General features: G+C 71.0%; 14 protein-coding genes. 4 read left to right on the top strand and 10 right to left on the bottom strand.

Going from position 1 to position 21,685, the window contains the following annotated elements; genetic code table 11:
• Positions 1-69: 69 nt before the first annotated feature.
• The 3 genes from DACI_RS00820 to DACI_RS00810 are packed head-to-tail and all read right to left on the bottom strand — an operon-like array spanning position 70 to position 5,918.
• Positions 70-1,503 (bottom strand): efflux transporter outer membrane subunit, encoded by a 1,434-nt coding sequence (locus DACI_RS00820; RefSeq protein ID WP_012202104.1) that lies wholly within the window; start codon positions 1,501-1,503, stop codon positions 70-72.
• The gene (locus DACI_RS00815) at positions 1,496-4,690 is read right to left on the bottom strand and encodes an efflux RND transporter permease subunit (RefSeq protein ID WP_012202103.1); all 3,195 of its coding nucleotides are present in this window, start codon (positions 4,688-4,690) and stop codon (positions 1,496-1,498) included. The genes DACI_RS00820 and DACI_RS00815 overlap by 8 nt, the downstream gene beginning before the upstream one ends.
• 13 nt (positions 4,691-4,703) lie before the next feature.
• A complete protein-coding gene (locus DACI_RS00810) occupies positions 4,704-5,918 on the bottom strand; it encodes an efflux RND transporter periplasmic adaptor subunit (RefSeq protein ID WP_012202102.1) in 1,215 nt (404 codons plus the stop codon).
• A gap of 449 nt (positions 5,919-6,367) precedes the next feature.
• Here DACI_RS00810 and DACI_RS00800 point away from each other — a divergent pair, with 449 nt between their 5' ends.
• From DACI_RS00800 to DACI_RS00790, 3 genes are all read left to right on the top strand, one after another.
• Positions 6,368-9,511, top strand: coding sequence for a hypothetical protein (locus DACI_RS00800; RefSeq protein ID WP_012202101.1), 3,144 nt, complete (start codon positions 6,368-6,370; stop codon positions 9,509-9,511).
• A 31-nt stretch (positions 9,512-9,542) separates the two neighbouring features.
• Positions 9,543-11,270 (top strand): SWIM zinc finger family protein, encoded by a 1,728-nt coding sequence (locus tag DACI_RS00795; RefSeq protein WP_012202100.1) that lies wholly within the window; start codon positions 9,543-9,545, stop codon positions 11,268-11,270.
• A 307-nt stretch (positions 11,271-11,577) separates the two neighbouring features.
• Positions 11,578-13,554: a reverse transcriptase family protein gene (locus tag DACI_RS00790; RefSeq protein WP_012202099.1), complete on the top strand. Its 1,977-nt coding sequence runs from the start codon at positions 11,578-11,580 to the stop codon at positions 13,552-13,554.
• A 20-nt stretch (positions 13,555-13,574) separates the two neighbouring features.
• Here the strand turns inward: DACI_RS00790 and DACI_RS00785 are convergent, their stop codons facing one another.
• Both DACI_RS00785 and DACI_RS00780 read right to left on the bottom strand, forming a co-directional pair.
• Positions 13,575-14,408, bottom strand: coding sequence for a helix-turn-helix domain-containing protein (locus DACI_RS00785; protein ID WP_012202098.1), 834 nt, complete (start codon positions 14,406-14,408; stop codon positions 13,575-13,577).
• A 31-nt stretch (positions 14,409-14,439) separates the two neighbouring features.
• A complete protein-coding gene (locus DACI_RS00780; protein WP_016447388.1) occupies positions 14,440-14,823 on the bottom strand; it encodes a hypothetical protein in 384 nt (127 codons plus the stop codon).
• Positions 14,824-15,046: 223 nt separating this feature from the next.
• Here DACI_RS00780 and soxR point away from each other — a divergent pair, with 223 nt between their 5' ends.
• Entirely contained in the window at positions 15,047-15,550 is a 504-nt protein-coding gene (soxR, locus tag DACI_RS00775) for a redox-sensitive transcriptional activator SoxR (RefSeq protein WP_012202096.1), read from the top strand.
• Here soxR and hutG read toward each other — a convergent pair whose 3' ends face one another.
• Genes hutG through hutI form a run of 5 tightly spaced genes read right to left on the bottom strand, consistent with a single transcriptional unit; the run spans position 15,551 to position 21,662 of the window.
• Complete coding sequence (gene hutG, locus DACI_RS00770; protein WP_012202095.1) at positions 15,551-16,414, bottom strand: N-formylglutamate deformylase; 864 nt, start codon at positions 16,412-16,414, stop codon at positions 15,551-15,553.
• A gap of 14 nt (positions 16,415-16,428) precedes the next feature.
• Complete coding sequence (locus tag DACI_RS00765) at positions 16,429-17,829, bottom strand: formimidoylglutamate deiminase (RefSeq protein WP_012202094.1); 1,401 nt, start codon at positions 17,827-17,829, stop codon at positions 16,429-16,431.
• The gene (locus DACI_RS00760; RefSeq protein ID WP_012202093.1) at positions 17,826-18,971 is read right to left on the bottom strand and encodes a histidinol-phosphate transaminase; all 1,146 of its coding nucleotides are present in this window, start codon (positions 18,969-18,971) and stop codon (positions 17,826-17,828) included. The genes DACI_RS00765 and DACI_RS00760 overlap by 4 nt, the downstream gene beginning before the upstream one ends.
• Positions 18,968-20,356, bottom strand: a complete 1,389-nt coding sequence (locus tag DACI_RS00755) for an FAD-binding oxidoreductase (RefSeq protein WP_012202092.1) — start codon at positions 20,354-20,356, stop codon at positions 18,968-18,970. Before DACI_RS00755 ends, DACI_RS00760 begins: the two co-directional genes overlap by 4 nt.
• Before the next feature lie 10 nt (positions 20,357-20,366).
• Positions 20,367-21,662: an imidazolonepropionase gene (hutI, locus tag DACI_RS00750; RefSeq protein WP_012202091.1), complete on the bottom strand. Its 1,296-nt coding sequence runs from the start codon at positions 21,660-21,662 to the stop codon at positions 20,367-20,369.
• Positions 21,663-21,685: the final 23 nt, after the last annotated feature.

Raw genomic sequence — 21,685 nt, 5'->3', positions numbered from 1 at the left:
ACCGGGTGCGCCGGACAAGAAAAAAGGGACGGCGCCTGGCCGTCCCTTGTGGCAATGCGCGCCGCACGCTCAGGCCGGCGGCAGCTTTCCGTCCCAGCCGCCGGCCAGGGCCTGGTACAGCGCCACGGCGGCGCGCAGGCCGCGCGCACGGCTGTCGGCGGCCGCGTCCTGGGCCGCATACAGGTCGCGCTGCGCATCCAGCACTTCGTACAGGCCCACGCTGCCCAGCTGGTAGCGGCGCTGCGCCAGTTGCTCGGCACGCTGGCGCTGCTCGGCGGCCTGGGCCAGGTGGGCGTCTTCGCTGCGCGTGCGCTGCAGGCGCACAAGGGCGTTCTCCGTGTCCTCCAGCGCCAGCAGCACGGTCTGCTGGTACTGGGCCAGCGCGGCCTGGGCGCCGGCCTCGCTGGCCGCGATGCGCGCCCGCACGCGGCCCACGTCGAGAAAGGACCAGTCCACGCCCAGGAACACGCTGCTGCGGGCGCTGGCGCCCTCGAACAGCGAGCCGCCGTGCAACGCCGTGCTGCCCAGCAGGCCGCCCAGCGACAGGCGCGGGAACAGGTCGGCCGTGGCCACGCCGATGCGTGCCGTGGCCGCATGCAGCCGTGCCTCGGCCACGGCCACGTCCGGGCGCCGGCGCAGCAGGCCGGCCGGCGTGCCGGGGTCGATGGCCGGCGGCAGCTGCGGCAGGGCGGCAGGCACATCCAGCACGGCAATCAGCGCCTCGGGCACCTGGCCCGTGAGCACGGCCAACCGGTGCTGCGCCATGGCGATCTGCGCCTGCAGCGCGGGAATGCGCGAGCGCGTGGCCTCCAGCTGGGCCTGGGCGCGCGCCAGGTCGAACTCGGTGCCGCTGCCGTGCGCCAGGCGCAGCTGCACCAGGCGCAGCGTGTCCTGCTGGTTGGCCGCATTGGCCTGCGCCAAGGCCAGGCGCTGCTGCCAGCCGCGCAGGTCGGCGTAGCTGCCCGCCACCTGGGCCGCAATGGCCACCTGCAGGGCCGCCAGGTCGGCCGCATCGGCGCGCAGGTCGGCATGCCGCGCCTCGATGCTGCGCCGCACGCGGCCGAACACGTCGATCTCCCAGCTGGCGGCCAATCCGGCCGTGTAGCTGCGCTGGCTGCGCGGGCCATAGAAGGCCTCGCTCTCGCTGAGCTTTTGCTGCGTGGCCCGGCCCGACATCGTGACCGTGGGCAGCTGGTCGAAGCGGCTTTCGCGCAGCAGCGCCTGGGCACCGTCCAGCCGCGCCAGCGCCACCTGCAGGTCCTGGTTGTCGCCCAGCGCGCGCTCCACCAGTTGCGTCAGCTGCGGGTCCTGGAACTGGCGCCAGAAGGCGGCATCGGGCTCGGCCTGCGGGGTGGCCGGTGCAGGCTCGGCCCGCGCGAACTGCGCTGCGGCCCGCGGCGCCGCAGGCGCCTTGAAGTCGGGGCCGACCGCGCAGCCGCCCACCAGGGCGGCGGATGCCAGCGCCAGCGCGTGGCGGCTCAGGGACTTGCGTATCTCAGGCATGTGGGGACTCCAGGGAGGCGGGCTGGGCAGGCCCGGTGGAATGCGCAGGCGCATGCCCCGTCAGCGCGCGGCCCGAAAGCCGGCGCAGCGTGACGTAGAACACCGGCGTGAGGAACAGGCCGAACAGGGTCACGCCCAGCATTCCCGAGAACACGGTCACGCCCGTGGCCGCGCGCACCTCGCTGCCCGCGCCGCCACCGATGAGCAAAGGCACGGCCCCCGCGATGAAGGCGATCGAGGTCATGACGATGGGGCGCAGCCGCAGGCGGCAGGCCTGCAGCGCGGCATCGACGATGCCCACGCCGCGCAGCTCCAGCTCGCGCGCGAATTCCACGATCAGGATGGCGTTCTTGCAGGCCAGCCCCATCAGCACAACCAGGCCCACCTGCACGAAGACGTTGTTGTCCCCCCCGGCCAGCCAGACGCCGAACAGCGCCGCGCAGATGCACACGGGCACGATGAGGATCACGGCCAGCGGCAGCGTCCAGCTTTCGTAGAGCGCGGCCAGCACCAGGAAGACCAGCATCACGGCAATGGCGAAGACCACGGCCGCGGCGTTGCTCTGCTCCACCTGCTGGTAGCTCAGGTCGGTCCAGGCCAGCTCGATGCCGCGCGGCAGCGTGCGCTGCGCGATCTCCTGGAGCTTGGCCAGCACCTCGCCCGAGGACAGCACGCGCGGGTCGGAGTCGCCGATCAGATCGGCCGCCGGGAAGCCGTTGTAGCGCAGCACCGGGTCGGGGCCGAAGCTGGGCACCACGGTGACCATGGAGCCTATGGGCACCATCTCGCCGCGCGCATTGCGCGTGCGCAGACTGGCGATGTCCTCCACGGTCTGGCGGTGGTCCGCGTCGGCCTGCAGCATCACGCGCCAGACGCGGCCGAAGGCGTTGAAGTCGTTGACGTAGACCGATCCCAGGTAGGCCTGCAGCGTCTGGAACAGGTCGGTCAGCGCCAGGCCCTGGGCCTTGGCCTTGGTGCGGTCCACCTTGACTTCCAGCTGCGGGATGTTGGACTGGTAGCTGCTGACCGGGTAGGTCATGCCCGGCGTTTTGGCGATCTCGGCCTGGAAGGCCTGCAGCGCCTGCTGCAGCGCCGCGTAGCCCAGGCCCGCGCGGTCCTGCAGGAATAGCGAGTAGCCCGAGCCGTTGCCCAGGCCCTGGATGGGCGGGGGCATCAGCGCATAGGCGAAGCCGCCCTCGATCTGCGAGAACTTGGCGCCCAGCTCGGCATTGATGGCCTCGGCGCTGCGCGTGCGCTCGCCGAAGGGCTTGAGCATGATGTAGGCGCTGGTCAGGTTGGGCGTGGTCGTGGACTGCAGCGCGTTGAAGCCCGCGAAGGCGGCGACCATGTCCACGCCTTCCACGCTTTTGGCGGCATCGACCATCTGGCGCGTGACCGCATCCGTGCGGTTCAGCGAAGCCCCCTCGGGCAGCTTGGCGCCGCCGAACAGGTACAGCTTGTCCTGCAGCGGGATGAAGCCGCCCGGCACGGCCTGGAACAGCACGGCCGTGCCCGCCAGCAGCGCCGCATAGACCGCGAACACCAGGCCCCGGCGGCGCAGCGAATGCCCCACAGAGTTCTGGTAGCCGTGGGCGCTGCGGTCGAAGAAGCGGTTGAAGGGCCGGAAGAGCCAGCCCAGACTGCGGTCCAGCCCGCGCGCCAGCGGATCGCGCGGCGCGCCGCGCGGCTGCAGCAGCTTGGCCGCCAGCGCGGGCGACAGCGTCAGCGAGTTGATGGCCGAGATCACCGTGGAGATGGCAATCGTCACGGCGAACTGCTTGTAGAACTGCCCCGTCACGCCGCTGAGAAAGGCCATGGGCACGAAGACCGCGCACAGCACCAGGGCGATGGCGATGATGGGGCCCGAGACCTCCTTCATCGCCAGGTGGGCCGCCTCCAGGGGCGTGTGCCCTTCCTCGATATAGCGCTCCACGTTCTCCACCACCACGATGGCGTCGTCCACCACGATGCCGATGGCCAGCACCAGGCCGAACAGGGTCAGCGTGTTGATGGAGTAGCCCAGCAGGTACAGCCCCGCGAAGGTGCCGACGATGGACACGGGCACGGCCAGCAGCGGAATGATGGAGGCGCGCCAGGTCTGCAGGAAGACGATGACCACCAGCACCACGAGGATGACGGCCTCGATCAGCGTGCTCTGCACCGCCTTGATGGAGTCGCGCACGAAGACCGTGGGGTCCCAGACCGTCTCGAAGGCCACGCCCTCGGGCAGGTCCTGCGAGAGCTTGTCCATGGCCGCGTAGACCTGCTCGGCCACGCCCAGCGCATTGGCGCCGGGCGACAGGAAGATGCCCACGGCCGCCATGTTCTTCTTGTCGCTCCACGAGCGCAGCGTGTAGTCGCTGGCGCCCAGCTCGATGCGGGCCACGTCGGCCAGGCGCACGACCTGGCCGTCCGCACCGCCCTTGAGCACGATGCTGCCGAATTCCTCGGGCGTCTTCAGCCGCCCGCGCACGTTGATGGACAGCAGCTTGTCCGCGCTCTGCGGACTGGGCTGCGCGCCCAATTGCCCGGCCGAGACCTGGATGTTCTGCTCGCGGATGGCGGCAATCACCTCGGGCGCCGTGAGCTGGCGCGCGGCCACCTTGTCCGGGTCCAGCCACACGCGCATGGCGTAGTCGCCCGCGCCGTAGATGCCCACGTCGCCAATGCCCGGAATGCGTGCCAGCACGTCCTTGATCTTGAGCGTGACGTAGTTGCGCAGGTACAGCGCGTCATGCTGGCCATCCTGGGACACCAGGCCCACGTACATCAGCGGCGTGGACGACTGCTTTTGCGTGGTCACGCCGAACTGGCGCACCTCCTCGGGCAGACGGCTCTGGGCCTGGCTGACGCGGTTTTGCACGCGCACGGCGGCCGTGTCGGGATCGACGTCGGGGCGGAAGGTGGAGACCACCTGCAGGCTGCCGTCGGACGCCGCGACCGACTTCATGTACATCAGGCCTTCGACGCCGTTGATGGCCTCCTCCAGCGGCACGGCCACCGACTCGGCGACCTCCTTGGGATTGGCGCCCGGATAGGTGGCGCGCACCACCACGCTGGGCGGCACGACCTCGGGATACTCGCCCACGGGCAGCTGCGGAATCGCGACCAGCCCCACGGCGAACAGGATGATGGAGAGCACGACCGCGAAGATCGGCCGGTCTATGAAGAATTTGGAGAAGTCCATGGTGCTTCCCGGTTCACTGCGCGGCCACGGCCGGCGCCTTGGCCACCGCCGCCTGCCCATCGCCGGGCGCAGGCTTGGGGCTGATCGGCATGCCGGGGTAGTAGATGCGCTGCAGGCCGCCGACCACCAGGCTGTCGCCCGCCGCCAGCCCCTTGTCCACCACGCGCCGGCCATCGACCATGCGGCCCAGCTCCAGGTCGCGGCGCTCGGCCTTGTTGCCCTCGCCCACCACATAGACGTACTTGCGGTCCTGGTCGGTGAGCACGGCCTTGTCGTCGATCAGCAGTGTCTGCCGCTCGCCGCCCGCGCCCTGCGCGTCTTGCAGTTGCACGCGCGCGAACAGGCCCGGCGTCAGCAGGCGGTCGGGATTGGGCAGGCGGGCGCGCATGCGCACCGTGCCCGTGCCCGCGTTGAGCTGGTTGTCGGTGAAGTCCAGGCTGCCCGCATGCGGAAAGCCTTCGTCGCCGGCCAGCCCCACACGCACGGGCCGCTGCACGCCGGGCCGCCCCTTGGTGTCCTTGGCGGCCTGCTGCTGCCGCAGGAAGCTGTGCTCGTCCGCATCGAAGTAGACATACACCGGGTCCTGCGAAACCACGGTGGTCAGCACGCTCTGGTCGGCCTGGGCCAGGTTGCCCACGGTGAGCAGGGCGCGGCCCGCGCGGCCGGAGACCGGCGCGCGCACCTCGGTGAAATCCAGGTTGAGCCGGGCTGCCGCCAGCGCGGCCTCGGCAGCACGCACCTGGGCGGCGCTCTGGGCCAGGGCGCCGGCACGCGTATCGGCCTCCTCGCGCGAGACGGCATGCTCGGCCACCAGCTGGCGGGCACGCTGGTCCTGGGTGCGGGCCAGCGCGGCGCCTGCGCGCGTGCGCTCCAGCTCGGCCTCGGCGCTGGCCAGGGCGGCGCGATAGGGCCGCTGGTCGATCACGAACAGCAGCTGGCCCTTCCTGACCTCCTGCCCCTCGCTGAAGGCAATGCGCTCGATATAGCCCGACACGCGCGGGCGCAGCTGCACGGACTCCACGGCATCGATGCGGCCGTTGAACTCGTCCCAGACACGCACGCTGGCCGGCACGACCTCGCTCACCAGCACCTCGGGCGCAGGCGGCGGGCCGTCGCTGGCGTGGGCATCGCCCACGGCCTGCGGTCGGCAGCCGGCAAGCAGGGCCAGCGCCGCCAGGGCGCCTCCGAACAGGGCACGCCGCAACGGCGGCGGTGGAAGAACGGGCATGGATCGACTCTCCTTGAGGGGGATGGGCAAGGCCCTGCTGCCGGGGCTGCGGCGGGGCCGGAAAAAGGGGCGGGACCGCGGGCTCTGGAGGCCTTCCAGGCGGTTGCTCACAATGGGTTGCATTCTTCAAGTTCAAGTGAACTTGAAGTCAAGATCCGCGCGCAAAGACACCACGAAAATTGAGGACGGTTTGCCGGGGACATCGCTGGCCGGATCGGACAAGCGCAGCGGCAATTGACCAGGAACGACCTGAGAAGACCTGGACACGCGCGCACAGACGGACACACGCGCGTTGCCGTACCTGCAGGACGCCACCACTACACTGCAAGGCCATCTGACCCAGGGTGGCGGCCAGGTTTCACCAGGAACCGCCAGGTACCGCCAAAAGCCGCCGACTACCGCCGACGAACGCCGACACCCTCCATGGAAAAGCACTGGATGCCTGCCGCATGAATCTGCTTGCTCACGCCACACTGTCCCGGCCACAGGGACGCAACGAACGCATCAGCACCGTGAGGGTGCTGGCCCTGGAGATGCCGGGCGGCGACACCACGGCCACCGCCGCGCGCCATGTCGTGACCTTGCAGGTCACGCAATTGAAGGCCGGCGTCGTCGCGCAGGTCGATGACAGCACGCTCACCCCCTTGCCCCAGGCGCTGGAGCCTGCACGCCAGCGCGCGCTGGCCTACCTGCGCCAGCGCCTGGGCGCGGGCGATGTGCTGCAGTCCCATGAGGGCTTTGCGGAGCTGGATGCTGAAGCAGGCCCGGCGCCCTCCCCCGGCCCGGCCCCGGGACAGGCCACGGTGCCGCCAGGCCTGCCGGAGTCGGCCCTGCAGGCCGGCGCCATTTCCGCCCTGTGCAAACGCCTGGACGGCAGCGCCTGGCGGCTGATGCCCTCGGGCCAGCAGGCCCGGCTGGTGTGGCGGCTGGCCGAGTATGCGGACCCCGCGCGCGGCGGCGCCGCCCAGCGCCTGCTGCATGCCCAGGTTCCACGCCTGGTGGCACTGCTGGGCACGGGGGACGATCTGCTCGACTACTGCCTGGCCTACCTCATCGGGCGCCTGGGCGATGGTGGCGCGGCGGTGGCTCTGCAGGCGCTCTCGCAACGCGGCACCAGCGAGGCCACGCGCGATCTGGCGCACCAGGCCTGGCTGGCCCTGCTGGAGCCGCAGGAGCGCCAGGCGGCGCTGCAGGAGTACCAGGCGCAGTGGGCCGGAATCCCCCCACAGGAAAACGGCCCGAAAGAGGAGGGACCGCAGGCCGAACAGGCCTTCTTCCAGGCACTTGGGCCACAGGCGCTGCTGGCGGCCGATGCGCTGGGCGCCTACGACGGCGCCGTCCACCAGCAGCTGCTGGCCTGGATGGAGCGCATCCCCTTCACGCGCGCATGGTGGCCGGCCCTGCGGCGCATCCACAAGCGTGCCGAGTGGCGGCGCGACCACGCCCTGCTGGCCGTGCTGCATGCGCGCTTCGATGGCCCGCGCGACGAGGGTGCCGTCTTCAGCCGCGACACCTCGCTGTACCTGCGCCTGCGCGGCTGGCGCCAGCTGCGGCGCATGGCCTCGGCCGACCACAGCGAAAGCGCCGCCCATGCCGCAGCCCTGCTCCAGGCCATGGACCGCTGCTGCGCGGGCCTGCCTGCCTCGCGCTCCGGCCGCCTGCCCGAATCGCGCTGGCTCATCGCCGCCCGGCTGCTGCTGCCGCGCTGGCCGCAACTGCATGCCTCGGCCCGCGCCCACACCTGGTACACCGACGAGCCGCTGGACCTGCAGCAGCTGCCCGCGCAGCGCGTGGAAGGGCTTTCGTCCATGTGGGACGCCCACCCCGGGCAACTGCTGCAACTGGTGGGCCGTTCGCAGTCCACGCTGCTGCTGTGGTCGCTCACGCGCGCCCTGCAGGACCAGAAGGCCTTTCTGGACGGCCTCGATGCAGCGGCCACCGCGCCGCTGCTGCACAAAACCTATGCACCGGCGGCTGCGCTGGGCCTTCAGATCGCCCAGCAGCGCATGGTCTCGCTGACCGACGATGCGGCACGCCGGCCCTGGCTGCTGGCGCTTGCGCAATGCGGCGACGGGCCTGCCGCCAGCTACCTGGGCGCCTGGCTGTCGCGTGACCGCGCAGGCGCCGCACGCGATGCCGAACTGGTGGCCGCCCTGCTGCTGTCACCGGCCGCCAGCTCGCGCACCCAGGGCCTGGCCCTGCTGTTTTATGCCGATGGTGCAGCCGTGGCCCTGGCCTTGCTGGCGGCGCTGCCCACGCTGGACGCAGAAAGCCCCGCGCTGGCCGATATCCGCGATGCCGTGCAGGCGCTGTTCGATGGCAACGGCCCGCTGGCTGCGCAGGCCGCCAGCGTCCCGGCCCCGCCGCTGCACCGCCTGCTGGCGCACTCGGTGACGGCGCTGGTGGAAATGGCCACCGCCTGGCTGCTGGCACACCCGCTGGGCCTGCAGACCCTGCCCCCGGCGGCGTTGCGCGGGCTGCTGGAATCCGGGGAACCTGCGCGCATGGCCTGCGGCATCCGGCTCATGGGCAGCCTGGCCGATGACCTGCTGTGCGAGCAGGCCGCCATGCTGGCCGAATTCGCCGTATCGCCGCATGCCGCCTTGCGCGCAGCGGCAGCGCCCCTGGTCGAGCGCCTGGCCGGCATACCCCTCTACAACACGCGCTGCAACGCCCAGATCGCCGAACGCCTGCACGAAGTGCTGTTCCGCGCGGAAAAGGCCGAAGGCGTGCACGACGCGGCGCTGCGGCTGCTCACCGGCCCGCTGGCCGCCGTGGCCCCGGCCCGCGATGCCTCGGGCATCTGGCGCGCCCTGCAGGCGCAGGCCAAGGGCGCACAGCGCTACGGCGCCTGGGGCCTGAAGGCGCTGGACCTGCAGGCCTACACGCTGCGCCAGTGGTCCACGCTGGCCCGGCATGCCGATGCCGACGTGCGCGCCTTGAGCCGCCAGAGCATCGATGCGCGGCTCACCCCCATGGACCGGACCCTGCCCGAGCAGGCCGAACAGCTGCTGCCGCTGGCCGACGCCCTGTTTGCCGACACGCAGCAGTACGCACGCGAGATGTTCGGCCAGCGGCTGCCGGACGGCGCCCTGTCGCCGCAGCTGCTGCTCGGCTGGGTCGATCACGCCCAGCCCTGGGTGCAGGCCCTGGGCCGCCAGCGGCTCGCGCAGCACATGAGCGCGCCCGAGGCCAGCCTCTTCCTCACGCGCCTGGCCCAGCACCCCGCCACCAGCGTGCAGCTGTTCGTCACGCAATGGCTGCTCGCCCTGCCCGACGAGCCCGCGCCGCAGCGCGCGGCGCGCCTGCAGGAGCTGCAGCCCTACTTCCTGGCCGTGCTCAGCCAGGTGCACCGCGCGCGCGCCAGCAAGACGCGCGTGCTGCATTTCCTGCGCAGCCAGGTGCAGGCGCCCGAGACCGCCGCCGTGGTGGCGGCCATCTTTGCGCGGCAGGTGGTCAGCGCCAGCCATGCCGACCAGCCCGACTATGTGGCCGGGCTGCGCGACATCGTGCAACGCCATCCCCAGCTGGCGCAAAGCTTCATGCAGCCCCTGGCGGCGGAGCGGCGCGGCCAGGCCCCGTCTTCAACCTGAGCGACGCAACAAGGCACGGAGTCGATCGGACATGGAATTTCGCTATCAGTACTACGGCAGCACGCAGGTCAACGACACGGCGGCCGAGCAGGCCTTCTCCTTCGCGCCCGACCTGCTGCGCCCACCCACACGCTTCGACGGCCTGCTCCGGCGCGACGGCCCGGCCTACCTGCAGGTGCGCGAAGGGCTGTCCGCGCTGCACAGCGTGGTGGTCAGCGACCTGCGCACGCGCGGCCGCGACAAGACGGCCTACCGCGAATGGCTGCAGGAGCACGAAGCGCAAATGCTGGCCACCTTCATGGCCGACACCGGCGGCGCCCAGGCGCGCGCCAAGGAAATCAGCGCCGAACTCAAGGACCTGCGCGAGACCCGCAACCAGGTGCTCTCCCCCTTCTACAAGGCCCAGCGCAAGTACTTCGACTGGCTGTTCGTGGCCAACCGCGATGCCTGGTATGTGCTGGATCCCGTGATCACCGTGCACCCGGACCGGCTGCTGTTCGAGGCCTTCAGCCAGGACGAGTCGAGCTACTGCGCGGTCAGCATCCGGCACGAGGCCTTCGAGCATGCGGGCGAGCGCATCTGCGGCACGACCAACATCGATTACTCGGCCAGCCTCTACGAAGAATTCCAGAAGATCCGCAACTACCGGGACACGCGGCTGACGCTGGACCCGGCCGGCTTTGCCGTGCAGGTGGGCGGCGACCCCGCGCTGCGCGAGGAAAAGATCGACCTGCCCGACAGCTGGCTGCGCGGCTTCGTGCAGGTCTCCAGCGCCATGGCCCTGCCTGCCACCGTGCTGGAGCTGCACCCCATGGACCTGTTCAACATCTGCGCGCGGCTGCGTGCCCGGCGCGAGCGCCACGGCCCGCGCGCGCTGCGCTTCGAGCTGGCGCCGGGACAGCCGCCCGCCGTGGTCTTCGAGCCCTGGGAGGAGCGCCTGGCCACCCGGCGCTCGCACGTCGTCAGCGATGCCATGGGCACGGGCGGCGGCACCATCCGCCTGTGGGGGCGCCGCCGCCTGCTCACGCTGGAGCGGCTGATCTCCCAGGCCACGCGCGTGCGCGTGCACCTGCTGGGCAGCGGCATGCCCAGCTTCTGGGTGATCGAGCTGGGCCTGGTCACGGTCACGCTGGGCCTGTCGGGCTGGAGCGCCAACGACTGGGCCGCCAGCGCACGCTTTCACCTGATGGCGCCGCAGGCCGAGGTCACGCCCGCCCAGGTCGAGGCCGTGGGCCGGCAACTGCAGTCGTGCTGGCAGGCCGGCGCGCAGGATCTGGCCCAGGCCACGGGCCTGTCCCCGGCCCAGGTGCACACGGCCATGACACGCTGGATGCAGGCCGGGCGTGCGGTCTACGACCTGGACGCCGGGCGCTACGCATGGCGCGAACTGCTGCGCGAGCCGCTGACGGCGCAGCAATTGCAGCCCGCCAACCCCGAGGAGGACAAGGCGCTGGCCCTGGTGCGCGGCAAGGCCATTGCCCCGCCGCGCATCGACCGCAAGGACGGGTTCAGCCGCATCACCGGCCAGATCCCGCGCGCCGACGGCAAGCGCCTGTTCGACACCCAGCTCGAACTCGATGCCGACGAACGCCTGACCGATGCGCGCTGCAGCTGCAACCACTACCAGCAGTACCGGCTGCGCCAGGGGCCCTGCGAGCACATGATTGCGCTGCGCCTGGTGGCGCAGCCCCAGCTCGATGCCGCCCGCCAGCCGACCGGCCCGCAGATGAAGGCCGCAGGACAAGGAGAAATCGCGTGAACCGCTTCAATTGCTCTACACTGCCACGCGGAGCGACGCGCAGGCTCTTGCAATCCGGGTGGTGTTTCGCCACCCTTGTGAACTGCCGTTTCATGCACCACGGGCGCCGTTTTCACTGTGCCACCCCAGCGACGGTATGCGTTTTCCTGAGTGGCTTGCCACAAGCGAAACACGCATACCGTCGCGGGGTGGCGTCGAGCGAACAGCTCCCGTCCCGTGAGCCCTGCGGGCTCTTCGACGAGAAGCGCGTCGCTCCATTTCTTTGCCCGCCGCACAGCGGCCGGGCCCGCCTTGCCGGGGTGGCCGCATGAGCCAGCCGCAACCCACACGCGCCGAGATCTACGAGCGCATCAAGGCCTCCAGCAAACAGGAAGTCATCCTCGACGAGATGCAGCGCCTGGGCTTCTGGCCCAAGGGCGAGGGACAGCCGCAGCTGGCCGCAGCCCACATCCAGCGCGAAGGCGAGCTGCAGCGCGAACTGGCCGAGCTGCGCCAGCAGATCGCCGTGCGCCAGAACCCCGAGCGCGCATTGCGCCAGATGCGCAAGGAGCGCATGCAAAAGGCGCTGGCCCAGCGCGAGGAAACCAAACGCCGCCAGGCCCAGGAGCGCCACGACAAGGCGCTGGCCTGGCATGCGAAGCGGGCCACGCACGTGGGCTATCTGGGCCCCGGCGTCTCCGCTGCCCTGCAGGGGCCGCAGGCCGGTGAGGCACCGCCTGCTGCCGGGGAACGCCGGCAGGCCGACCCGCAAAGGCTGGCCCGGCATGGCCTGCCGGAACTTGCCGATGCGGCGCAGCTGGCCGATGCCATGGGCATCAACGTGGCCGAGCTGCGTTTCCTGGGCTTCCACCGCGAGGTGGCCCGCACCCACCACTACCACTCGTTCACCCTGCCCAAGAAGACCGGCGGCGAGCGGCTGATCTCCGCGCCCATGCCGCGCCTCAAGCGCGCGCAGTACTGGGTGCTGGACAACATCCTCGCCAAGGTGCCCGCGCACGATGCCGCGCACGGCTTCCTGGCCGGCCGCTCCATCGTGAGCAATGCCGCGCCGCATGCGGGCCACGACGTGGTCATCAACCTGGATGTGAAGGACTTCTTTCCCAGCATTGCCTTCGGCCGCATCAAGGGCGTGTTCCGGCATCTGGGCTATGGCGAGGCCATCGCCACCCTCCTGGCCCTGCTGTGCAGCGAAAACCGCGCCCAGGCCTGGCAGGTGGATGGCGAGAAGCTCTTCGTCGGCGGCAAGGCGCGCGAGCGCGTGCTGCCCCAGGGCGCGCCCACCAGCCCCATGCTCACCAACCTGCTGTGCCGCCGCCTGGACCGCCGCCTGCTGGGCCTGGCCAGGCAGCTGGGCTTTGTGTACACGCGCTATGCGGACGACCTGACCTTCTCGGCCTCGGGCGAGGCCGCGCGCGACAACGTGGGCCGGCTGCTGGGCCGCGTGCGCTGGATACTGCGCGACGAAGGCTTCACGCCCCACCCCGACAAGGAGCGCGTGATGCGCAAGGGCCGCCGCCAGGAGGTCACGGGGCTGGTGGTGAACGCGGACAAGCCCGGCGTATCGCGCGAAACGCGCAGGCGCCTGCGCGCCGCCCTGCACCGCGCCACGCAGGCCAGCGCCGGCAAGCCGGCGCACTGGCAGGGGCAGGCAGCCCAGCCCTCGCAATTGCTGGGACTGGCGCAGTTCGTGTACCAGGTCGACCCCGTGCAGGGCGGCCCGCTGCTGGGCCAGGCCCGCCAGCTCACGCGCAGCCCCATCGACCGCGCCAACGATGCCCTTCTGCAGGCCAGCCGGCAGGACCGCGCGGCAGCGCGTGCGCAGCCGCCCGCAAGCGCACAGTTCCGGCGTCTGGCCGCCAGCGGGCAGGCTCCCGCGCTGGCCAGCGGCAAGACGTGGTGGCAGCCGGCCGAGCCGGCGGCACCCGTGGTCGAGAAAACCGACCAGCAGCGGCGCGAACAGCGGCTGCAAGAGCGCGAGGCCGCACGCGCCCAGGCAGCGGCGGCCGCCCGGCCGGCCGTGGACACGCAGCAGCAGCAGCCCGCACAGGCGCCGGGCCCCGACGCACAGGCCCCTGGCCCATCGCCGATGCCCGGCCTGCTGACCTACTGGGCGCAGATCGTGATCTGCTTCTTGCTGGGCACGGTGTTCCAGGCACGCCTGATCACGCTGATCGGCATCGTGCTGGTCCTGCTCCTGCGCTACCGGCGCATACGGCGCTGGGATGTCTTTGCCGCTGCGATGGTGGTGGCCGTGCTGCTGGGCCTGGGGTTGCGGCTGTCGTGATGTTCGCGGGCCCGCAGGCCTCAGAGGCCTGCGCCGCCGCCCGCCACGGGTGCGCTGCGCAGCGCCAGGAAGCGGCGCGGCGAGGTGCCCACCGCCTTGCGGAACATGGTCACGAAGGCGGGTGCGCTCTCATAGCCCAGGGCATCTGCCACGGTCTGTATGCGCAGTCCCTCGGACAGCTTTTGCAGTGCGGTGAGCACATGCAGCTGGCGGCGCCACTGGTTGACCGTAAGCCCGGTCTCGGCCAGGAACAGCCGCGTCATGCTGCGCTCGCTCATGCCGATGCGCTGGGCCCAGTCGGCCAGCCGTGCCTGCAGCTGCGGCTGCTCGCACAGGGCGTTGGTCATGCGGCGCAGGCGCCGGTCGTGCGGCAGGGGCAGGTGCAGTCCTTCGGGCTGCGCCGCCTGGATCTCGTCGAGCAGCACCTGCATGAGCCGGCCATCGCCGCTGTCGGGCTCGTAGTCCTGCGGCAGGCCCTGCACGCGGTCCAGCAGCGCACTGAGAAAGGGCGAGACGGCCAGCGCATGGCAGGGTCCGGGCACGGGGCGCACGGCCCCTGCCTCGACAAAGACCACGTAGCCGCTGGCCGCACCGCTGCAGCTGACGCGGTGCAGCGTGCCGCCCGGAATCCAGGCGGCGCTGCGCGGCGGCACCACGCAGACGCCCGCATCGGTCTCCAGCGTGATCAGCCCCGCATGGGTGACCATGAGCTGGCTCTTGCGGTGGGCATGGAAGTTCATCCCCCAGTCGCCGGGGCCCGACCGCATGGGCAGGACGATCACGGGACGGTCCACATGGTCGGGGTCCCACCTCTCGGGCAGGACTTTGAGCAGGGCTGAATCCACGGCATTCATGGTGTTTCTCTCAGTTCATGTCAATCGGTCATCAATCGGACCCGAGCAGCTCCCGTGCACGCTGCTGCGCCTCCTCGGGGGAGGCCACCAGCAGCATGGGATAGCCCCAGGCCTTGCCGAACATCTGTGCGAAGGCCTCGGCCTCGGCGCGCTTGTGCGCATCGGGCTCGGCGTGGACCAGGGCGCGCACCAGGCTTTTGAGCTCGGGGCGGCGGGCCTTCATCCACAGCACGACCTGCTTGCGCTCCTCAGGTGAGCGCTCCTCCTGGGACATGTCGCCGTCGCTGAAGAAGACAAAGGCCTGGCCGCGGGCCAGCAGGGCCGAGAAGTCCTCCAGCAAGCGGTCCACGGGCACGGCCTTGTCGCGCTCGTAGCCCATGCGGACCAGGGGAAAGCTGCTGCTGTCGATGTACATGGAAACCTCCGGCCGATGCCATTCAATACAAATGAGACCCATTACTGTATGAATGAACGGCAGCTGCGTCATTGCAGCACTCAGCCAAAGAATTTCGCAGTCCGGCCAGGACGCTCGCATGGGCGGTACAGACCCGGTTGCCCTGTTCCTGTGCTTTCGCTCAGAATGGCCGCATTCTTCGAGTTCAAGTGAACTTGAAGTCAAGCCACAAAGGAAAGCCACCATGAAAACCGAGGATGATCCGCTGCTCAGCATCGGCGACGTGGCGCAGCGCAGCGGGGTCAAGGCCTCGGCGCTGCGCTTTTACGAGTCGCTGAACCTGATCGAGTCCGTGCGCAGCGCCAGCGGCCATCGGCGCTACCACCGCTCGTCGCTGCGGCGCATCGCCTTCGTGGTGTTCGCCCAGCGCATCGGCTTCACGCTGGAGGAGATCGCCGAGCAGCTGGCCAAGCTGCCCAGCCGCCATGTCCCCACGGGCGGGGACTGGCAGAAGATGTCGCGGGTCTGGAAGCAGCGGCTGGACGACCGCATAGGCGAGCTGCAGCGGCTCAGCGAGAGCCTGGACCAGTGCATTGGCTGCGGTTGCCTGTCACTGCGCCACTGCGTGCTGCACAACCCCGGCGACCTGTGCGCACAGAACGGCCCGGGGCCGCGCCGCTGGCTGGGCGACCCGCCGCCCGTGGCCATGGGCGGGCCCTGCCCGGGCCACTGCCACGACGAAGGCTGATCAGGACACGCGCCGTGTCGTGACGAAGTCCAGCACCGCCTGCAGCATGCGCTGCAGCGTGGGCTGGATCTGTTCGGCGCGCTCGGGAAGGTAGTCGAAGGGCAGGGCTTCCTGCATGTAGCTGCACTGCGTCATCTCCAGCTGCACGGCGTGGATGCCGGCCTCGGGCTGGCCGTAGTGGCGCGTGATGTAGCCGCCCGTGAAGCGGCCGTTGAGTATGGCGGTGTGGCCCGGCGTGGTCTGCGCAATGGCCAGCAGATGCTCGGCCAGCTCCAGCGCGCAGCTCGTGCCCTTGCCGGTGCCCAGGTTCAGGTCGGGCAGCTTGCCTTCGAAGAAGCGCGGCAGCACCGAGCGGATGGAGTGCGCATCCCACAGCGCCACGGTGCCGTGCACGGCCTTGAGGCGGTCCAGCTCGGCGCGCAGCTGTGCGTGGTACGGGCCCCAGATGGCTTCGCGGCGCGCGGCGATCTCGGCGTCCGTGGGCACATCGGCCGGGTCGGCGTACAGCGGCGTGTCGTCGAAGGTGTCCACGGGGCACAGGCCGGTGACGCTCTGGCCCGGGTAGAGGCTGGCGCCATCGGGCGGACGGTTCAGGTCCACCACATAGCGCGAATGCGTGGCCACGAGGATGGAGGCGCCCATGGCCTTGGCGAACTCGTACAGGCGCGGCAGGTGCCAGTCGGTGTCGGGCACGTGGCGGGCTTCCTCGGTCAGGCGCGCGGCGATGTCGGGCGGCACATGGGTGCCCGCATGCGGCATGGAGATCAGCAGCGGCGCCGTGCCCTGGTGGAAGACGAAGGGAGGGGGAGCGGTATCGGTCATGGTGTGATTCTGGAACGTTTCTGGCGGATTTTGCGGGCCCATGGCATGCGGGTGCCTCAGGATTGCAGGGTGGCCGCGCGGGCCGCGACAAAGCCATGGGCTGCCGCCTCGTGCAGCGCATGCCGGCCGGCCTGCACGCGGCGCTCGCCGCCCACCCACAGGCTGTGCAGGGCGCTGCTGCGGTGGCTGCCGAAGACATGGGCTGAGACCATGGCCTGCACGGGCAGGCCGGCCAGCGCCACATGGCCTGCGTCCAGCGCCAGGAAGTCGGCCTGCTGGCCCACGGCCAGCCCGGCCACGGAGCGGCCTGCGGCCTGGGCGCCGCCCTGCACGGCGGCGGTCCACAGCGCGGTGCCCACCTGCGGGTCGGAGCCGGCCAGCACGTTGCGCTGGCGCAGCGACAGGCGCTGGCTGTATTCGAGCATCAGCAGTTCCTCGGCCGCATTGACGCAGGCATGGCTGTCCGAGCCCACGCCCCAGGCGCCGCCGTGGCCCAGCCATTGCGGCATGTCGAAGATGCCATCGCCCAGGTTGGCCTCGGTGGTGGGGCAGATGCCGGCCACGGCGCCGCTGCGCGCGGCGCCCGCGTATTCACCGGGCGTCATGTGGGTGGCGTGGACCAGGCACCAGCGCGCGTCCACGGGGGCATGCTCCAGCAGCCATTGCACGGGGCGCTGGCCGCTCCAGGCCAGGCAGTCGTCCACCTCCTGGGTCTGCTCGGCAATGTGGATGTGGACGGGCGCGCGCGCGTCCAGCGCCGCAAGGCCCTCCACGGCCACGCGCAGGCTGTCGGGCGGCACGGCGCGCAGCGAGTGCGGCGCCAGGCCCAGGGCCGCGCCTTGTGCGCGCGCCTCGGGCAGCAGGCGCTGCAGCAGAGCCAGCATGTTGTCGGTGCTGCGGATGAAGCGCGCCTGGTCGGCGCGCGGCGGCTTGCCGCCGAAGCCGCTGGTCTGGTAGAGCACGGGCAGCAGGGTGATGCCCATGCCGGCCTTGCGCGCGGCGCGCAGCAGGGCCAGGGACAGCGTGGCGTCGTCGGCATAGGGCCGGCCATCCCGGTCGTGGTGCACGTAGTGGAATTCGCAGACCGAGGTGTAGCCGGCCTCCAGCATCTCCACGTACAGCCAGGTGGCGATGGCCTCCAGCGACTCGGGCGTGATGCGCGCGGCAAAGCGGTACATGAGGTCGCGCCAGCTCCAGAAGCTGTCCTGGGCCTCGGCGCGGTATTCGGTCAGGCCCGCAAAGGCGCGCTGGAAGGCATGCGAGTGCAGGTTGGGCATGCCGGGCAGCACGGGGCCGGGCGCGCGCGGCGCGCTGCCGGGCGGGGCGTCGGCCTGTACGGCCAGCAGGCGCCCTGCGCCATCCCAGCGCAGCAGCACATTGCGCGCCCAGCCCGTGGGCAGCAGCGCGTGCTCGGCGAACAGCGTGCGGCTGTCGGGTGTCGGGTCGATGCCGCTCATTGCCCGGCCTCCAGGATCTCGGCCAGCGCGCGCACGAAGCGTTCGTTGTCGGCCTCCGTACCCACGGAGACGCGGATGAAGTGCTCGAAGCCCGGCTCCTTCCAGGGCTTGGTGATGATGCCCCGGGCCAGCAGCGCCTCGTTCACGGGACCGTTGGGACGGCCGATGTCGATGAACAGGAAGTTGGCGGCCGAAGGCGCCATCCGAAGCGCGGGCAGTGCAGGCAGGGCGGCCAGCCGCTGCGCCAGCACATCGCGCAGGCGCACGGTCTCGGCCACGCCGCGCTGCATGAAGCCCTCATCGCCCCAGGCCGCCAGCGCCGCCGCCTGGGCGGCCTGGTTGACGTTGAAGGGCGTGCGCACGCGGTCCAGCAGTTGCACCAGGGCCGCGTCGCTGGCCAGGCCGTAGCCCACGCGCAGGCCTGCGAGGCCCCAGGCCTTGGAGAAGGTGCGCAGCACGATCCAGGGCATGGCGCGGCCGCGCAGCAGGGCCAGCACGTCGGGGTAGCCGTCGGCGTGCAGGGCGTACTCGTAGTAGGCCTCGTCCACCACCATCAGGGTCTGCGGCGGCGTGGCGTCCAGCAGGCGCGCGAAATCGCCGGCGCTGAACATGCAGCCCACGGGATTGGAGGGATTGGCCAGCATGGCGATCTTGGGGCCGCGCGCCAGCGCCTGGCACCAGGCATCGACATCGAAGCCCAGCGCGGGCGTCAGCTCCAGCAGCTCGACGCGGGCGCCCATCATGCGCGGGTAGATCTCGTGCAGGCCGAAGGCCGGGCGCTGGGTGAGCACGCGGTCGCCGGGCGAGAGAAACGCCTGGCACAGCATCTGCAGGATGTCCTCGGAGCCGTTGCCCACGGCAATGGCCTCGGCCGGCACGCCGGTGCGCACTGCGATGGCCGCGCGCAGCGCCGTGCATTGCGCATCGGGATAGGTGCCCACATGCAGGGCCAGGTCGGCCAGGGCGCGGGCCACGGCAGGGCTGGCGCCAAAGGGGTTCTCGTTGCTCGCCAGCCGCGCGATCTCGGTGACGCCGTAGCGCGCCCGCACGGCCTCGGAGGACAGGCCTGCGTTGTAGGGCGGCAGCGGCGGCACTTCGGGGCGTGCCAGGGTGTGGATTGCGTGGATGGCGGGAGCGTTCATAGGTCGAATACCTTGCCGGGGTTGAACAGATGCAGGGGGTCCAGCGCCTGCTTGATGGCGCGCATCACGGCCAGTTCAGCCGGCGTGCGGCTGGCGCCGAGATAGGGCTTCTTGTGCAGGCCGATGCCGTGCTCGGCCGAGACGCTGCCGCCGAACTCGCCGACCAGGTGGTACAGCGCGGCCTCGACGCCGTCGCAATCACCGTTGGCGGTGGCACCGTCCACCGAGACATGCAGGTTGCCGTCGCCCACATGGCCGAAGAACAGCGAGTGGTGGCCGGGCCAGCGCGCGTCGAACGCGGCGCGGCAGGCATCGGCGAAGCGGCCGATGTCGGCCTGGGGCAGGCTGACGTCGAAGTTGACGGGCGGATGCATGTTCGTGTTGAGCTCGGCCGGCGCCTCGCGAAGCTTCCACAGCTGGCGCGCCTGTGCCACGGACTGGGCGATGACGGCATCGGCCACCTCGCCGGCCTCCATGGCCTCGCCCAGGGCCTCTTCCACGTCGGCGCGCAGCGTGGCCTCGTCCTTGCCGTCCACATCGATCAGGGCCAGCAGCGCATGCGCCTGGCCAAAGGGCGGCTGCAGCTTCTGCCAGCGGATGGAGGCCTGGATGAAGCTGTCCCACATCAGCTCGAAGGCCGCCACGCCGTTGCCGAAGCGCGACTGCATGCGCGCGAGCACGGACAGCGCCGCATCGAAGTCCGGCACGGCCACCAGGGCCGTGGCGCGGGCCTGGGGCGCGGGGCGCAGGCGCAGCAGCACGCGCGTGACGATGCCCAGCGTGCCCTCCGAGCCGATGAAGAACTGCTTGAGGTCGTAGCCCGTGTTGTTCTTGAGCATGGGGCGCAGCATGGGCAGCACCGTGCCGTCGGCCAGCACCACCTCCAGGCCCAGCACCTGCTCGCGCATCATGCCGTGCTGCAGCACGCCGTTGCCGCCCGCATTGGTGGCCACGTTGCCGCCGATCTGGCAGCTGCCGCGCGCGCCCAGGTCCACGCCGAAGACCATGCCTGCGGCCACGGCCGCCTCCTGCACGGCCTGCAGCGTGGCGCCGGCCTGCACGGTCATCAGCGCGGTGCGCGCGTTCACGTCCTCAATGGCGTTCATGCGCTCCATGGAGACGGCCACGGCGCCCGCCACGGGCACGGCCGCCCCGGCCAGGCCCGTGAGCCCGCCCTGGGGCACGACAGGCACGCGGTGGGCCGTGCACAGGCGCATGAGCGCGCTGACCTCGTCGGTGCTGCGCGGGCGCACCAGGGCCAGCGGGCGCTGGGGCGGCGTGCCGCTCCAGTCGGTGTGGTAGCGCGCGGGCACATCGTCGCCGCGCTGCGCCACTTCGGCGCCCAGGGTGGAAATCAATTCATCGAGAAACAGTGCATGGGGCATGAGCAGGCTTTCAGTGGCTCCCCTGCCTGCGGGTCCGCACGATGCGGCCCTGGCGCACGATGGTGCAGTCCGGCTTGCTGCCGAACCAGTAGGCCAGCTCGGCCACATGGCGCACGGGCCAGAGCACGAAGTGGGCAGGACGGCCGGCCGCGATCAGGCCATGCTCGTCCTGCAGGCCCAGGGCGCGCGCGGCATGGCGGGTGATGCCCGCCAGGGCCTCGGGCACGGTGAGCCGGAACAGGGTGCAGGCCATGTTGGCCATGAGCAAAAGGCTCAGGCAGGGGGAGGTGCCCGGATTGTGATCGGTAGAGACGGCCATGGGAACGCCCGCGGCGCGCAGGCCCGCGATGGGCGGCATGTGGGTGTCGTGCAGCGTGTAGTAGGCGCCGGGCAGCAGCACGGCCACGGAACCCGCGCCGCGCATGGCGGTGATGCCGGATTCGGACAGGTGCTCGATGTGGTCGCACGACAGCGCGCCATAGCGGGCCGCGAGGGCCGCCCCCTCCATGTTCGACAGCTGCTCGGCATGCAGCTTGACGGGCAGGCCCAGGCGGCGTGCGGCCTGGAAGACCTGCTCGGTCTCGGCCAGCGAGAAGGCGATGCGCTCGCAGAACACATCGACCGCATCGACCAGGCCCTCGGCCGCCAGCGCGGGCAGCATGGTGCCGGCGACGAGGTCGATGTAGTCCTGGCTGCGCCCTGCGTACTCGGGCGGCAGCGCATGAGCGCCCAGGAAGGTGGTGCGCACGGTCACGCCCAGGGTCTGGCCCAGGCGCCGCGCCACGCGCAGCTGCTTGCGCTCGTGCTCCAGCGCCAGGCCGTAGCCCGACTTGATCTCGATGGCGCAGACGCCCTCGTCCAGCAGCTGCTGCAGGCGCGGCAGGGCCTGGGCGAACAGCTCGTCCTCGCTGGCCTCGCGCGTGGCACGCACGCTGGAGACGATGCCGCCGCCGGCGCGTGCCACCTCTTCGTAGCTGGCGCCGTCCAGGCGCATGGCGAATTCGTTGGCGCGCTCGCCGCCATAGACCAAGTGGGTGTGGCAATCGACCAGGCCCGGCGTGGCCAGCATGCCCTGGCCGTCATGGCGCGGCAGGGACGCATATGCGGGCGGCAGGGCCTGCTGCGGCCCCACCCAGGCCACGCGGCCCTGCTGCACCACGATGCAGGCATCCTCCCCGTCACCCACGGCCTGGCCGGCCTCGAACATGTCAGGCGCCAGGCGCAGGTTCTGCCAGCAGCCGTCGGCCGAAGAGGATGGAGCGAGTGCGCAAGCGGATGCAGAAGCGGGTGCGTGGGGCTCGGTCATGGAGGTGATTCCTTGGATGTCGT

Source organism: Delftia acidovorans SPH-1 (assembly GCF_000018665.1).
Taxonomy (GTDB): Bacteria; Pseudomonadota; Gammaproteobacteria; order Burkholderiales; family Burkholderiaceae_C; genus Comamonas; species Comamonas acidovorans.
This window is presented reverse-complemented; position numbering and strand designations above follow the sequence as displayed.

Bases quoted from the DNA above. Each gene is read 5' to 3' on its own strand.
- DACI_RS00790 (WP_012202099.1), top strand. From the start codon at position 11,578: ATGAGCCAGCCGCAACCCACACGCGCCGAGATCTACGAGCGCATCAAG.
- DACI_RS00815 (WP_012202103.1), bottom strand. From the start codon at position 4,690: ATGGACTTCTCCAAATTCTTCATAGACCGGCCGATCTTCGCGGTCGTG.
- DACI_RS00820 (WP_012202104.1), bottom strand. From the start codon at position 1,503: ATGCCTGAGATACGCAAGTCCCTGAGCCGCCACGCGCTGGCGCTGGCA.
- DACI_RS00795 (WP_012202100.1), top strand. From the start codon at position 9,543: ATGGAATTTCGCTATCAGTACTACGGCAGCACGCAGGTCAACGACACG.
- DACI_RS00780 (WP_016447388.1), bottom strand. From the start codon at position 14,823: ATGTACATCGACAGCAGCAGCTTTCCCCTGGTCCGCATGGGCTACGAG.
- DACI_RS00755 (WP_012202092.1), bottom strand. From the start codon at position 20,356: ATGCCCCATGCACTGTTTCTCGATGAATTGATTTCCACCCTGGGCGCC.
- soxR (WP_012202096.1), top strand. From the start codon at position 15,047: ATGAAAACCGAGGATGATCCGCTGCTCAGCATCGGCGACGTGGCGCAG.
- DACI_RS00765 (WP_012202094.1), bottom strand. From the start codon at position 17,829: ATGAGCGGCATCGACCCGACACCCGACAGCCGCACGCTGTTCGCCGAG.
- DACI_RS00800 (WP_012202101.1), top strand. From the start codon at position 6,368: ATGAATCTGCTTGCTCACGCCACACTGTCCCGGCCACAGGGACGCAAC.
- DACI_RS00810 (WP_012202102.1), bottom strand. From the start codon at position 5,918: ATGCCCGTTCTTCCACCGCCGCCGTTGCGGCGTGCCCTGTTCGGAGGC.
- hutI (WP_012202091.1), bottom strand. From the start codon at position 21,662: ATGACCGAGCCCCACGCACCCGCTTCTGCATCCGCTTGCGCACTCGCT.
- DACI_RS00760 (WP_012202093.1), bottom strand. From the start codon at position 18,971: ATGAACGCTCCCGCCATCCACGCAATCCACACCCTGGCACGCCCCGAA.
- hutG (WP_012202095.1), bottom strand. From the start codon at position 16,414: ATGGGCCCGCAAAATCCGCCAGAAACGTTCCAGAATCACACCATGACC.
- DACI_RS00785 (WP_012202098.1), bottom strand. From the start codon at position 14,408: ATGAATGCCGTGGATTCAGCCCTGCTCAAAGTCCTGCCCGAGAGGTGG.